The 14445-nt window shown below is 42.2% G+C and carries 12 protein-coding genes and 2 pseudogenes; 5 read left to right on the top strand and 9 right to left on the bottom strand.

The window, feature by feature from the left end; all coding sequences use genetic code 11:
- The first annotated feature begins 5 nt into the window (after nt 1-5).
- Nucleotides 6-347 carry a 4Fe-4S binding protein gene (locus V7K89_RS01660; protein ID WP_335184012.1) on the top strand — a complete coding sequence of 114 codons (342 nt, stop codon included), beginning with the start codon at nt 6-8 and terminating at the stop codon, nt 345-347.
- A 517-nt stretch (nt 348-864) separates the two neighbouring features.
- On the opposite strand, the gene V7K89_RS01655 is transcribed toward V7K89_RS01660, so the two are convergent.
- Nucleotides 865-1869 (bottom strand): aldo/keto reductase, encoded by a 1005-nt coding sequence (locus tag V7K89_RS01655; protein ID WP_335184011.1) that lies wholly within the window; start codon nt 1867-1869, stop codon nt 865-867.
- Nucleotides 1870-2186: 317 nt separating this feature from the next.
- On the opposite strand from V7K89_RS01655, the pseudogene V7K89_RS01650 reads away from it, so the two are divergent.
- Nucleotides 2187-2375, top strand: a pseudogene (locus tag V7K89_RS01650) (four helix bundle protein); the annotation flags it as partial.
- A 181-nt stretch (nt 2376-2556) separates the two neighbouring features.
- On the opposite strand, the gene V7K89_RS01645 reads toward V7K89_RS01650, so the two are convergent.
- From V7K89_RS01645 to V7K89_RS01635, 3 genes are all read right to left on the bottom strand, one after another.
- Nucleotides 2557-3831, bottom strand: coding sequence for an MFS transporter (locus V7K89_RS01645; protein ID WP_335184010.1), 1275 nt, complete (start codon nt 3829-3831; stop codon nt 2557-2559).
- A gap of 104 nt (nt 3832-3935) precedes the next feature.
- Nucleotides 3936-5000, bottom strand: coding sequence for an aliphatic sulfonate ABC transporter substrate-binding protein (locus tag V7K89_RS01640; protein WP_335184009.1), 1065 nt, complete (start codon nt 4998-5000; stop codon nt 3936-3938).
- A gap of 291 nt (nt 5001-5291) precedes the next feature.
- Nucleotides 5292-6254 carry a TauD/TfdA dioxygenase family protein gene (locus V7K89_RS01635; protein WP_335184008.1) on the bottom strand — a complete coding sequence of 321 codons (963 nt, stop codon included), beginning with the start codon at nt 6252-6254 and terminating at the stop codon, nt 5292-5294.
- Between the two features lie 770 nt (nt 6255-7024).
- Between V7K89_RS01635 and V7K89_RS01630 the strand changes: the two genes are divergently transcribed.
- Both V7K89_RS01630 and V7K89_RS01625 read left to right on the top strand, forming a co-directional pair.
- Complete coding sequence (locus tag V7K89_RS01630; protein WP_335184007.1) at nt 7025-7447, top strand: bifunctional diaminohydroxyphosphoribosylaminopyrimidine deaminase/5-amino-6-(5-phosphoribosylamino)uracil reductase RibD; 423 nt, start codon at nt 7025-7027, stop codon at nt 7445-7447.
- 249 nt (nt 7448-7696) lie between these two features.
- Nucleotides 7697-8224 (top strand): 2'-5' RNA ligase family protein, encoded by a 528-nt coding sequence (locus V7K89_RS01625; RefSeq protein WP_335184006.1) that lies wholly within the window; start codon nt 7697-7699, stop codon nt 8222-8224.
- 77 nt (nt 8225-8301) lie between these two features.
- Here V7K89_RS01625 and V7K89_RS01620 read toward each other — a convergent pair whose 3' ends face one another.
- The 4 genes from V7K89_RS01620 to V7K89_RS01605 all read right to left on the bottom strand — a co-directional run bounded on the left by V7K89_RS01620 (nt 8302) and on the right by V7K89_RS01605 (nt 12426).
- Nucleotides 8302-9744 carry an NAD(P)-binding domain-containing protein gene (locus tag V7K89_RS01620; RefSeq protein ID WP_335184005.1) on the bottom strand — a complete coding sequence of 481 codons (1443 nt, stop codon included), beginning with the start codon at nt 9742-9744 and terminating at the stop codon, nt 8302-8304.
- A gap of 277 nt (nt 9745-10021) precedes the next feature.
- Nucleotides 10022-10231, bottom strand: a complete 210-nt coding sequence (locus tag V7K89_RS01615; RefSeq protein ID WP_335184004.1) for a hypothetical protein — start codon at nt 10229-10231, stop codon at nt 10022-10024.
- Nucleotides 10232-10292: 61 nt separating this feature from the next.
- Nucleotides 10293-11321 (bottom strand): ABC transporter substrate-binding protein, encoded by a 1029-nt coding sequence (locus V7K89_RS01610; protein WP_335184003.1) that lies wholly within the window; start codon nt 11319-11321, stop codon nt 10293-10295.
- Nucleotides 11322-11352: 31 nt separating this feature from the next.
- Complete coding sequence (locus V7K89_RS01605) at nt 11353-12426, bottom strand: aliphatic sulfonate ABC transporter substrate-binding protein (RefSeq protein ID WP_335184002.1); 1074 nt, start codon at nt 12424-12426, stop codon at nt 11353-11355.
- Between the two features lie 634 nt (nt 12427-13060).
- On the opposite strand from V7K89_RS01605, the pseudogene V7K89_RS01600 reads away from it, so the two are divergent.
- Nucleotides 13061-14152: pseudogene (locus tag V7K89_RS01600) on the top strand (IS630 family transposase).
- Here V7K89_RS01600 and V7K89_RS01595 read toward each other — a convergent pair.
- Nucleotides 14135-14290 (bottom strand): hypothetical protein, encoded by a 156-nt coding sequence (locus tag V7K89_RS01595; RefSeq protein WP_335184001.1) that lies wholly within the window; start codon nt 14288-14290, stop codon nt 14135-14137. The pseudogene V7K89_RS01600 and the gene V7K89_RS01595 sit on opposite strands and share 18 nt — an antisense overlap.
- Nucleotides 14291-14445: the final 155 nt, after the last annotated feature.

The following is a 14445-nucleotide window of genomic DNA, read 5'->3' as shown; positions in this document are numbered from 1 at the left end:
ATGTCATGATCGAGCTTGTCAGCCATAAACTCTGTATCAATTGCAATTTGTGCGTCCAAGTCTGTCCTACCAATGTCTTTGACTCCGTACCCAACCAGCCACCAGCGATCGCCCGCAAGGAAGACTGTCAAACTTGTTTCATGTGTGAGGCTTATTGCCCTGTGGATGCACTCTATGTTGCGCCCCAATCTCATACTAATGTTGCAGTCAATGAGGATGATTTAATTGAAAGTGACATCATGGGTGAATATCGTCGTCTCTTGGGTTGGGGATATGGTAGAAAAAACAATAGTGAATTGGATACGGCTCATAAGCTGCGTCAACTGCCACGTCCTTATCAAAGTTAATTTGGGTGTTTGGAGAGTAGGTTTTTATTCAGCACTTTCAAGCACTTTTTGACGTAGTTCTGGAAATACTTTGGAGACTTTATTCAAGAGATATTCGCCATAAGTTATAGTATTAAAAACTACAGGATACATCACTGATATTTCCAACAAAAAAACATGGTAAGCTGTCGCGCTACAAGCACTTTGGTAAGCCTGGTAGTCCAGCTTACCTGGATGCCATTGAACAAATTACTGCCAGGGCTAAAATTGAAGCTTTAGACCGTTCGATTGAAACTCTAAAACAGAGTTTGAAAGATTTAGTTCAAGAAACTTCTAAACACAACAACAAATCATAATTGGTTCGCCAGTAACTTGCGCGAACCACTCTTTCTTTTCCACATCCCGTGAAAAGTCAGCTACCGAACACTACGAACCAGTTCCTAACAGCGACCACCTAAATATGCTTACCCTGACTGAACAAGACAGAAAAACGACGCTGCACATTGCAATGCAAGGGTTGGCCAAGTACTTAGTCACTCTATGGGCGATTTCCAAAAGGGTACTCATGCCCTAAGATGGGATGGGGTGTGTAAGGTTCTTCTAAGAATTTGCGCTCTTGATCAGACAGTTCTAAATCCACCGCCTCAACAGCCTCTTTGAGATGTTCGATCTTGCTAGCGCCTATTATGGGAGATGTTACACCTGGTTGATGTAATAGCCAAGCTAGGGCAATTTGTGTGGGTTTAACCCCTCGTTTTGTAGCTAATTCAACTACACGCTCAACTACTTGAAAATCTGAATCTTGATAGTAGAGATTGTGAGCGAATTCGTCAGTTTTTGCACGTAGTGTTTGGCCATAGTCTGACTTGCTGCGATTCCCTGCCAAAAAGCCCCGCGCCAGGGGACTCCAAGGAATAATACCAATCCCTTGATCTTGGGCTAGAGGTATCACTTCTCGTTCTTCTTCTCGATAGACTAGGTTGTAGTGATTTTGAATTGATACAAAGCGAGTCCAGCCGTGAATGTCTGCTGTATAAAGGGCCTTGGCAAACTGCCATGCGTAAACACTAGAAATCCCTAAGTAACGGACTTTACCTGCTTTCACAAGATCATGAAGTGCTTCTAGGGTTTCTTCGATTGGTGTCTCATAGTCCCAACGGTGAATTTGGTATAAGTCTACATAATCGCTCTGTAGTCGCCGCAAAGAAGCATCAATGCTATCAAAAATATGTTTGCGAGATAGTCCTCGATCATTTGGACTATCACCGACTTTACCATGTACTTTGGTAGCAATAACAACCTGATCTCTGTTTGCAAAGTCTTTGAGCGCTCGCCCGACAATTTCTTCACTTGCGCCCAAGGAATAGACATCGGCGGTATCAAAGAAGTTAATCCCCAATTCCAAAGCCAGTTTTATAAATGGGCGACTTTCTTCTTCTTCTAATACCCATTGGCGCAATTTACGGGAGCCATAAATCATCGTGCCGAGGGTGACACGCGATACTTTGAGTCCAGTTTTGCCAAGATTTACATATTTGATCATACTGTCTGCTCTACTTTTATTGGAATACTTAATAACGTTGTGACATTTCTACAGCCGTTGGGAGGTGCAATTGGCTTCATCGGTGCGTCCTCAGAGGCTGTAGTGTTAGCTAATTTTTAATGAATCAGTAGAATGTTGTTACCAAAGGCTTTGCACTTTTCTCGTACACTTGATCTGCCTAAAGTATTGCAAAGCTATGAGCATTAATTTGCAACAGCTAGGATTTAAATTACTATATACCAATCGAGTTGCCGGAGTTAATGACTATAAGATTAATAATTGCATATAAATGAGAAATAGGGAACAGAAAATTAGGAAATCAAAAATTTTGTGCAAATTTGGCTGGATCTTGGAGAAAACGTCGTTATGAAACTGCTTTTATTGCAAAATTGAATGATTCAGAAGCTTCTGTTGCAGTAGAAACTCAGACTTGGCTTAAATTTGCTGTCAAATGTAGTTATTTAAATGTTGATACAGGTAGAAAGCTTTATGGAGTTTACAACTGAGTTTTAGGCATTCTAGTAACCATAATCAACAATCCATCTCCTTAGCTCATAAAACGCTAATTTCTAATTTCTAATCCCCCTGCTAGAAAGCTCCCTGCCCCCTGCCCAAACGAAACAAGGCATCTCACAAAATCGCATCGTTCCTTCCTTAATTGCACTTTACCAAAGAGAAGCAACTTGTTTAGCGACGATCAATCCAACGGCTCACTGCTGGCAATTGTGTAGAGAACCATAGCGCACCTAAGATATTTAGACTGCCACAGACGATCAAGGCATTAGTCGCACCAAAATTATGTGCCAAAGTTCCAGCTAACAGATTTCCAAAGGGTATCATACCCACCATTGCTAGGGCATAAAAACTCATCACCCGTCCGCGCTTATCCTCAGCAACTAGGGTTTGGATAATCATATTACTACTGGTAATCAGAAGGATGGAAAAGCAGCCTGTAAACACCAGTATGATTATGGATAATCCAACTTGACGTGATAGTGAGAAGGAGATCAGACTTATCCCGATCAAGACTTGAGCGACTACAATCAAACGTTCTAAGCCCGCAATCCCTCGCCTAACACTTAGATACAAACAAGCAAACAACGAGCCAATGGGCGCTGAGGTGCTGAGGTGAGCCATCGTAGTTGCATCCCCATTTAAAATCTTAGCGGCGAAGACGGGCATAAGCGCGACATGAGACATTCCGACTAAACCTTGTAACGCCAGTATTAATAAAATTGCTCTAATCGGCTGGAATTTGGAGACATATTCAAAGCCCTCTCGCAATTTTTGTAAAGTATCGCTCAAGCTCGTTAGGGTCAACATGGGTCTGACTTTCAGCCGCATTGCTAGCAAGGTAAAGATGGCAGGGATATAGCTGAGGGTATCGTAGAGAAAACAATATTTCACCCCTAGCGTCGCAATCAAAATCCCGCCCATAGCCGGCCCCAATACCAGCGAGGAACTTAACATCACTGAATTCAAGGCGATCGCGTTACTCCAATCGGCGCGATCATCTACGGTTTCGGTGACGATTGTATGACGCACGGGCATATCTAATCCCTTGAGAAAACCATTGAGAACACTCAGTACCAATAGGATGGGAAACGTCATCGAATTCCTAAAGGTAAGAATTGTTAATGCCAGGGAAACGCTAATTCCCAATATCTGCACTAGCATTAATAAATCACGACGACTCCAGCGATCGGACAATACGCCCGAAAACGGAATCACTAATAACGTAGGTAAAAATTGTACAAAGCCTGCAACTCCCAACAACCAAGCCGATTTAGTTAAATCGTATACCAGCCAAGGAATAGTTAACTGCTGGGTCATAAATGTCCCAGACATTGATAATAACTGTCCCCCAAAAAACAGGCGAAAATTACGCCAGCGAAAGGCGGGTAAATATTGGTAAATGATATTACTTACGCGATCGCCTAGCTGTCTATTCCAAATTTTCATTAGCGTAACTAATATTTAGCTTAACTAATAAGTATAGGATAATTGCGTAGTTTACCGCCGCAGGCATCGCGTCTGATTTTGTAGCAAGCTTGCCGATTCAAAGGTTAAGCCTTATTCCTAACGGCATCCGGTATAATTGCTGCATACTGTTGGGCGGTTAGAGTTGCTCCTCGAATATCGACTAGTTTCGGCACGACTTTCAGTTGATATAGAAGATCCGCAACCTTTTGTTGAGCATTAATCACTTCCTCACTGATCGGTCTCATGTCATACTTTCTTCTCGCCAGCGTTAACTCCATAGTATCCACGTCAGTCTTGACCTTTGGGGCAAGGATTTCGGCAGCTGCGCGCCTATTTTTATTTGCCCACTGCCCAATCTGATAGTACTCTGACAAAATTGCTTTCAGGAGGTCAGCATTATTAGTGGCAAAATCTCGTGAAGCCAAGTAATAACTCCCTGGTGTATTAATTCCTTGTGCGTTTCGCAAAATACGGATACTACCTTCGCGCTGGAGCTTAATCAGATTCGGATCGCCTTCTACAAAAGCATCAACCGTCTTGTTGAGAAATGCTGCACGCCCATCCGCAATAGTTAAGTTTACTGATTGAATATCACTAATTGTCAGCCCGGCCTGTTCCAAAGCTTTCACTACAAAAAAGGTCTGAGCTGTACCTCTAGAATAAGCAACTTTTTTCCCTTTAATATCTGCCAATGTTTTGATAGGAGAATCCTTTAACACGATAATTGCAGAACCTTCTCCAGTACCTGGTGGGGTGTTAACTACATAGATCAAATTAGTACCAGCAGCCTGGGCAAAAATTGGCGGTGTTTCACCGGTTGGCCCCATATCGATACTACCTACATTTAAGGCTTCTAAGAGCGGTGGCCCGGACACAAATTGAGACCAAGTAACACCTATTCCTTGAGGAGCTAAACGTTTTTCAATTACGCCTTTTTCATGAGTTAGATCCCCTGAAACTTGGTAGCCAAGCCGAACAACTTTAGTACTACTACTGCCCTTAATATTAGTGTTACTTGCACTGCTATTGCCGATACTGGTCTTGTTTGTACCACAACTGGCTAAAGTCGTAAAAGAAACTAATCCATAGAAAGCGTAGAGTAAATCACGTCTGGATATTGAATATTTGCCAATTTGCACTTTTCTCATAACTGGTTACTTGATATTAATGTTAATACCTTTAGGCAAAAGTTTAGGTAGTACTTGACTATCTCTTTTTTCTCTCTAAAAAAATGTTTGAAAAGTTTTTATAGAGAAAAGGGAGATACTTTTAAAGTCTCCTTAAAAAGAAGGACTTAAACTTTCATTTTCTCCTTGAAAAACTGCGATATATACATCTCTATGCTCGGCAAAAGATATCATTACCGCCTTATTCCCCCTTTTTAAGGGGGAATTCAAGAGACAGCCTCTCGTAGAGAAAAAAGCTAACAGAACTCAGATTTATGAAAGCACTGGTTGTGGTTCCTTAGACTCAGCTTTCTGCTTGAAGACAGTTGGTACTTCTGCGTTGAACACCTCACCTTGAACCACTTGGGAGCGGAAACCATCAACTCCAACTGGAACATCACCAGTAATGGTGGTGCGATATAACAGACGCTCGACATCCAAATGATCTAAATCTTGAGGAGCTAAATGTACAGTAGCGCGGTTATCCCAGAACGCGATATCACCATTGTTCCAACGGAAACGGGTGGTGTAGGTAGGCTTGGTGATTTGGTTGAAGAACAACTCAAGTAACAGTTTGCTCTCTTGTGGTGACACGTCAATAATGTGCGAGGTGAAGCCAGGGTTCACGAACAACGCACGTTCACCAGTCTCAGGATGAACCCTGACTACTGGGTGGATTGAGACTAGTGGATTGACAGCAATGCGCTCGTCGAATTTGCCGTTGCGGGGCTGATACCCGCCCCCATTAAAGCGATGTTCAGCTTTCAATGTGTCTGCTAGCGCCCGTAGGGGTGCTGACAATCCCTCATAAGCCGCAACTAGATTGCTCCACTGAGTGTCACCACCGAAGCTGGGGACATTAACCGCACGTAAAATTGACCCTGCTGGTGGGTTAATAGCTGCCGTTACATCTGTATGCCAAGGACCACCAGTGCGAAAACCGTACTGCTTCTCATAGAGCTTACGATCTACGGGTTTAATCTGTGGGAATCCCGGGACTGGTTCAGGCTCTCCGAGTGGATGCGCGAAAGTTACTTCACCGAAACGAGATGTGAATTCAATTTGGGCAGCATGATCAATGTTCTGACCACGAAAAAACACAACTTTCCATTTCAATAACGCTTTACGGATTTCTTGGACTTGCTCGTCAGAAAGAGGACGGGAAAGGTCTACGCTACCGATTTCGGCACCGATGAAACCAGCAACTTGTTTAACTTCTATATGTTTGTAACCCATGTAGATTCTCCAGAGTTTGATCTGTAGGGTGGTGTTTACACTCGCCTGTTTCCTTTGGAATTTTGCCAATATTCTGATAGCAACATTCCTGTGCTGGGAGTAGAACTGAGAGTATCATACACTATTCCGATAAATTTACCGTAGTATTTATTGCTATTTAACAATTTCCTGTATTTTTGCAGCTAGATTCAAAATTGAGACACTGATACCCTTCTCTACGAGAGGCTGCGCCAACGGCTTGGTGCAGTTGCTACCCTACGGGAACGTTAAAAGCGAACAAGTCGGGAGACCCGCTGTTAGCACCTGCTTCACCTGGTGCCCGTTAAGAGTTCCCTTTTAAGAACGAATGAGGGTTTAGTCCGTAATTTTGGGACTGGCAATCATTACCAGTTGCCTAGGCGCAGCTCGCACTTCGGCAAGCTCAGGAACTATCAGAGTTAATGTTATAGAAGCTGGCATTAAGCCAAACTAAACTGTATAGTTGATTTTTACCAAACAGTACCGAATTTTATTCAGCAGTCGGAACTCTCCTTACAAGAGGAATAATTTGATATTTGAAAATTTACTCTAGCCAGTGTGTAACGTTGTTTCGATTCGGTTATATAGAATCAAAAAACATCAAGAGCGCAACTTCTTATCTGTGGAATTGAAAGTCTTTTTCAGTTACCGAAGATGTGTTTATAATTAAACCACTACAAGGTTATCAGGTAAAATATCGAGGAAAAGTTATTTACCCTCTAGCTTTTTATAAGGTTTAAAGATCCAAGAATATGGACGATAAATTTATGTTAGCTGCTTTAGCTCAAAGCAGAAAAGCTTTACCAGAATGCTTACCTAACCCACCAGTAGGTTGTGTAATCGTCCATTCTGGCAAGATAGTAGCAGCAGGATATACGCGTTCCCCCGGAAAACATCATGCTGAGGCTGATGCACTAACCCACATTCAAGGTCAAGATTTGCACTTTTTGCAAATGTACGTTACTCTTGAACCTTGTTCTTTTCAGGGACGCACACCCTCTTGTGCTTTGGCGATCGCTAAAGATCCACGCATTCAGGAAATCTATGTCTCGATAGTTGATCCGGATCCTCGCAATAACGGTAAAGGATTAGATATTCTCAAAGAAGCAGGAAAAACGGTTCATGTCGGGTTATGTGCTGATGAAGTGAATGCTTTTCTTCAACAATATTTATGAAAGTGATGAATTACCAATTACAATACGTTTCTCTGCATACACATAATCTTTAAGCTGTAATCCTACTCACCTTTATTCTAACAGGATGCTCCAATTTTAATTCCTTCTTCAAAAGTAAAAAGTCCCAGATATTTGTGTTCTGAACTACATTTAATCTTAGAAAAAGACAAGAGCTTGGGATTGTGGCAGGTGCAAGACATTCCTTGAAGTATCATCCTGAATAGATGTTCGTGATTGTAATCAAAAATAGTGCGAAGTTTATTGGTTGTGAACTATCCGACGATTTCTGCTTTTGACTTCGCCTGGATTCAGAGTGTGCGAAAGCAGCATGATGAACTGTATTTACAAGTTATTGATCCTCACTTTACCTTGGTGTTTCCTGCTTTCAATTTTTTAGAAGCACCATTCATTAACCATGTGCGGCAGGTAACGCAACAAATCCAAGCTTTTGACTTTGTTATTCGGTGTGCCGTCTTGAGCAATGATGTTTTCAGCCAGTATACGCACGTATTCCTAGTGCCTGACGAAGGTTATAGCAACATCGTTAAGCTGCACGATCGCTTATATACAGAAATGCTAACTAAAGAGTTACGTCAAGACATCCCATTCATTCCCCACATTGGAATTGCTAACTCTCGTAATCCCCAAGAGTGCAAGCGTGTAGTTGATGAGCTAAATGCACAGTTGTTTGAGATCGTCGGCAGAGTGGAGAAGCTTGATGTGATTTGGTACGAAAATAATAGAGTCGGTACGATTGAAAAGATTACGTTGGTTTAGAGTTATAAATAGCGATTGCATCTGGGTGCAGACCATTTTAATTCACATTAGGCGTGAATTATAAACGCTACGCAGATTTAGCTGACTGCCACCTTGGGTTGCTGTTTCCATACCGCATCTGCATACAATAATGTGTCGAAGTCCGGCGAAATGTTGCCGCTAGTGATCCGGGCCTCGTGTAATGACCAGTCAGCAAAGAACAAGTCATGGCTGATGCGTGCCACTACTACTGGCACATCGCGTCGGATGCTGGGTACGTCGCCGATGGGCAGACCGAAGCTGATGAAGCCAGCAGGATTGAACACATGGATGTCTTTCAGGTAGGGGGCATTGCCAGGTACTTTCTCTTGGTATTCATGGGCGCTGCCAAGGTAAGGGTGGGTGCTGAGTTGATCGTCACGCTGTTTGGCTGGGGCTTCATAGCGATCGCGCCAGAGTGCGATATGATGTGCAAATTCGGCGAGTTCCGGCCGCTTTGTCGGGTCAACAAAGTAGCCAGTACCAGCGATCGCAAAATCGAACTCGAAAACATCATCATTTACCTGAGCGACGATGCAATTGCCCTGATTGTGAGCGGCTTTCCAAGGTGCGGATAGATGCAGGTGGAAGTTAGAGAACGCTATTACCCGCTCGATTGCATCTGGTGGTGGTGTAGAGCCAACTTGATTAAACCGCCAAGCTTGGAACCAGCGAGCTGCATCAGGTAGTTGCGGATAGTTATAGTAAGCGCCAGGATAACCTCGGAGGCGATTCACTGGCAGAGATGCGATCGCTGGCCGTCGTACGAACAGGTGTACTGCCTTAGCACCTGATTCCAATGCCACTCCTGCCGCATCAAAGGCTGAGGCCGCAGCACCCAGCACTGCTACTGTTTTGCCACGCAGTTCACTGAAGTCGATTTCATCGGCGGTATGTGCATATAAGCCGCGTGGCAGAGATGCCAATACAGGCGGTATGTTTGGACCACCAGTGCCAGCTACACCGTTGGCGAAGATAATTTTACGTGTGGTTTCTACCTGGGCGACACCGTTCACTTCTAGGTGTAGACGAAAGAAATCTGCGTCCGGCTCAATCCGCACCAACTTCGTCTGATACCGAACTGGAATACCCAGAAAATGCCGATACCAGCTGAGGTACTCAGCCCATACTACTCGTGGAATGCGGTCAAGCGCTGCGTATGCCTCAACACCGTGCCGCACCTCGTACCAAGCTTGAAATGATAGCGCCGGAATGCCCAGTTCTGGCCCTGGCAGGTTTTTTGGTGTGCGTAGCTTTTTCATCCGCGCCCGCGTCAGCCACACGCCAGCATGAGCTTCGTCAAGAGCCTCATCGATGACTGTCACGTGGCCAATGCCGGCACGCCGCAGGGCAAATGCGAAGGTGCTACCACTGCCACTACCGCCTACTATCGTCACATTGTGGTCAACGCCTGAGCGATCGCTCACCCAGTTTTCGGGATCGGGGCCGAGTAGGCGCAACGCCTCACGTGCGGCAAAATCGAGGTCAGTCGTTGTTGTCATGTCGGTATTTGAGGATGAAATGAGATTTTATCGAGATTAGTGATACTAAAAAGCATAATATCATGACAAACTAATAATTAGTTTATCTAAAATTAAGCTTTACGAATAAGCAATTACTGACTGTTAGCGAAGCGGTGCTGATGTCACCCAAATACTTCAAAGAAGCTACCCCGGTAAAGGTGTACTGCACATTGCAAATTAGTTGAAATTTTCTATTAATTTGAGTAGCTGATAACGCTTATCTTTATTTATTGGCGATGCCTGCGGCGGGCTACGCCTACGCCTTTAAAGAAAAAGTTTTTAGTTTGCTGAAAATCCCAAACCATTTTATCTCCTGCTTAAGAACACGCTCACGATTAGCAGATTCTTGTGGTGGAAATTCCCAAATATCACGGTTTTCATGTTCTTGCTGATCTGTTAATTGGGACTGTTGCCCAAATAACCAAGGTACTCCATTTAATAATTCTCTTTCTATTCCATGAAACATATTTTTACCCCTATTAAAAATAAGGTGATTTTGACATTTAGCTTTTTACTTCTTGCTGCAATTATTGGCATTTGGCGATATCTTCATTAAAACTACTGTCCCAAAGTTGTTTCACATCAACTTTTCTGGGAATTACACCCGCTTGAAAAAAGGTATCAGCAACCTTTTGCTGAGAAGCAATAGCTTCGTCAGAAACAGGAAGTAATTCTTGGCGACGCTGTTGTAGTCCTTGCTGGGCATCTTGATAAACGATGCCTTCATCAACATCAATAGTCTTTGCATAATTCTTCGACCACTTCTTAAGATGAGATTCCCGCCAAGTTTGGGATTTTTGCAAACGACAGAGAAAATCAGCGATCGCAACCTTCTTTTGAGGATCGGTGATCGCATTAGGTGCAGCAATAATTACGAAGTTACCACTCAAAATATCTTTTGCAGATTCCAGCACCCGCGCCCCTTCTTTTTTGGCTTGGGGGATGGAATAACCGTAGGTAGCCCAAGCATCAAGCTGTCCTTTACGAAAAGCAGCTAGTCCATCGGGTATCGATAAAGGAATTCCATTAATATCCTTCATCGTCAGCCCGACTTTTTCTAACATCTTAATTAGGAAGTAGTGGGCAGTCGTGGCTTTAACATAACCTACTTTTTTACCTTTGAGGTCAGCGATCGTTTTGGCAGTCGAGTCCTTGGGTACGAGTACAACTTGACCAATCGTCGGGCCTTTGAGAGTGGCAATAATTTTTACAGATGCTTTCGATTCAATCGCAAAAATCGGCGGAATTTCACTAGCTGAACCCAAGTCAATCGCACCAGCATTGATTGACTGTACCATCAAATTACCCCCAGTAAACTCAGTAAATTGAGTTTGATAAGGGAAATTATCTAGTTTAGCTAACTTTAAATTTAAGTCCCAGCCACCTTTAGATTTAGCAACATGCAGTTGAGTTGTATTTGATAGTGCGATTTGGGATGGATCAGGATTAGCAGCGATCCTTGCTGGACTGGTAGACTTAACCTCTGAGCAAGCTGTTGTTGCTACTAACAAGCAACCCAGAGAGAAGAAAAAATTTTGCTGCAAATTGATAGACATGTTATTTTTGGGTATATTCTTGTCATCTTTCCTACCTAACAGCAGTAGTTTCTAAAGGACACACTGCTGTAGCAATATCTACTCGTTGCGGAATAATTTTTTGCTTTAATAACCAGTCAGCTGTTTTCTGAAGATTGGCGATATCCCCAGTATTAGGAAATACGTAAGACTCTGGGCCTCGATTTTTCGTCACCTGCTTGGCTACCGCATCAGAGACTTTTAACTCTTTAACTAAAAAATCTGATGTAGCATTAGTATGTTGATTTAACCATTCACTATCCTCACTCAAAGCAGTGAGAGCAGCTTTCACTGCTACAGGATTTTCTTTAGCTGCATCACTACGAACAACTATAATGCCGTAGGTAGGAGCAGGATGTGTAGTGGTGATTCTTCGCGCTTTATGCTCTAATTGGGCAATGGAAATATAAGGTTCCCAAACTGCCCACGCATCAACAGAACCTTGATATAGAGCAGGTGCAGCGTCATTCGGTGATAAATAAACTCGCTGGACTTTTTCTTTAGGAATATTTTCTTTTTCCAAAACTTTTAATAATAGATATTCGCCCGCACCACCTTGATTAACAGCAACTTTTTTACCTGCTAAATCAGCCGGGTTACGAATGGGAGAATCACCACGAACTAAGATGGCACTACTCAAAGAATCTGGGCTAGGACGCTGTACAGAACCAATGCAAAGAGGTTGTCCAGCAGCCATTCCAGAAATCGAAGGAATATCACCACAGCCGCCAATATCCGCTCGATTACCATTGAGAGAACTTAAGAGCGTAGCGCAACGGTCAAATGGCCCACTCCATTCGACTTTAATCTTTTGTGTTGCTAACTGACGTTCTAGCTCACCTCGTTGACGTGCAATGGGAATAATCCCGCCTTTTTGGTAGCCCAAGCGAATCACATTGTTTTTCTCTGTAGTTTTGGTAGTGAGAGTTTTTGAAGAAGAATCTGAGTTAGCTGCGGCATTGATAGCTGTTTGTTGACTACAACTAGAAGCTATTAATGCAAGAAAAAACGTTGCGATCGCAAAGATTATACTGGCAGAACATTTTTGTTTGTACTGAAAGCGGTCTTCTTTTAAAGAATTCACCACAATTGACTCCTTGATATCAATTTTTAGGAGTTTAAGCAGCCATATCTATAATGATAATGAGCAAAATACACTAAACCGATTGATTTACCGTAATATCTTGCATAAGATACCACTTTTTGATGTGGTATTCAAATCTAATCAATATTTCTTTATCTTTGACGAGAATTTAGTGCACGTATTTTTATGGGAATCTACATTTAAGTAGTGAGAAAATAAACTGTAAAAAGACCATAGACACAAATATCAAAATAATTCTTCGGTTTAAGGGACAATCTCTAAAAAACTGGTAGAATTATTTGTTGATATTTTTTATTGATAAAATCCTTGACGTTTGGATGGACGAGTAGTTTATTTAACTTTTGTTGAAGAGACAGTCAGGGGACCTAAAACTGTTAAGAAAAAGCTGCATCTATTCATAAAGATTGTAATTAGTGTAAATTGGAAATGATGAATTCTGAGTAAGATATTTCTCCTCTGCCTGCTTGCTTTCGTTCAACGTTTTCTCATACGCTGTGCAATTAAATCACCTATAAATTAAAAAATTTGTACTAGTAGTCTGCCAAGCTAAGTTTGCTAAGTAATACCTCTAATTGGTAAACTAGCCAAAAAGGGGTATAACATGGCGAAAAAGTAGATTGTAGACTTAACTTCTGATGAAAATTATCAACTACAATCAATCATTAAGAAAGGTAAGCACAAGGCAAGAACTGTAACCCTTGCAAACATTCTTTGATAGCTTCTGAGGATGAAACAGATCAGGCGATCGCTGATGTATTTAGAGTCCATGTTGCGACAGTACAACGGACGCAAGAAAAATTTGTCATTGGTGGACTAGATTTTGCTTTAAAAGACGAATCACATCCACCAAAACCTAAAAAATTAGATGAAAAACAAGAAGCATTCCTAATTGCAACAGCTTGTTATAACCCAGCAACTGGAAGAGTGCGTTGGACAATGCAATTATTAGCAAACCACTAGTGAGCATTGGTATAGTAGACTCAATTTCAGATGAAACAGTGTGTCAGACTCTAAAAAAAATGAAATCAAACCGTCGTTAAAAGAACAGTGGTGTATTCCCGAAGTTAACGTAGAATATATTTTCCGAATGGAAGATGTGCTGGATTTATATAATGAGCTGTATAATCCTAAACGTCCCGTACTCTGCTTTGATGAGCGTCCATATCAATTAGTAGAAGAAGTTAGAAAACCTTTGCCACCAGAACCAGAACAGCCTGAGCGTTATGATTATGAATATAAACGCAACGGCACAGTAAATTTATTTGCCTGTTTTGAACCTTTAGCAGGGTGACGACATATCGAAGTTACACAGCGACGTACAAAGATAGACTTTGCTAAAAAATTGAAAGAGTTAGTAGATGTTGATTATCGAGATGCTGATCTAATTCGTTTAGTCGTTGATAACCTAAATATTCACACTCCAAGTGCATTATATGAAGTTTTTCAGCCACAAGAAGCGCGTCGAATTATCCAAAAACAAGAGTTTCATTATACACCAAAACACGCGAGTTGGTTAAATCAGGTAGAGATTGAACTATCCGTTTTATCCCGCCAATGTTTAGAACGGCGCATCAGTAATGCAGAAACATTATCTTCTGAAATTGCCGTTTGGGAGAAACAACGTAACCAACAAAAAGCGAGTGTTTATTGGGGTTTTAAGACTAAAGATGCACGTCAGAAAATGCAACGTTTATATCCGAGCATTTAACTTAGCAAAGTTTCCTTGGCAGACTACTAGCAGTACTGACTGCCAGAGAGCGTGGGATAATGGGCTTTGGGAATAGTCTGTTGGAGAGGCGATCGCCTCTTTACTTGCTCTCAAATAAGTAGTATCAATTGCACTCATAGTTCCTCTCAACGGTTTCGGTTAGCTGCGAAATCCCCGACTTCTGAATAAATACTTATAAAGGAATGGCACTAAGAAAAACCGAAACACTTGTGGGTTAAGCAGTTTGCAATTGCTTGCGTAATTCGTGGCGGGGTTTGGTCATTAAGGGGTAA

This window comes from Nostoc sp., assembly GCF_036917515.1.
Classification (GTDB): domain Bacteria; phylum Cyanobacteriota; class Cyanobacteriia; order Cyanobacteriales; family Nostocaceae; genus Nostoc.
This window is presented reverse-complemented; position numbering and strand designations above follow the sequence as displayed.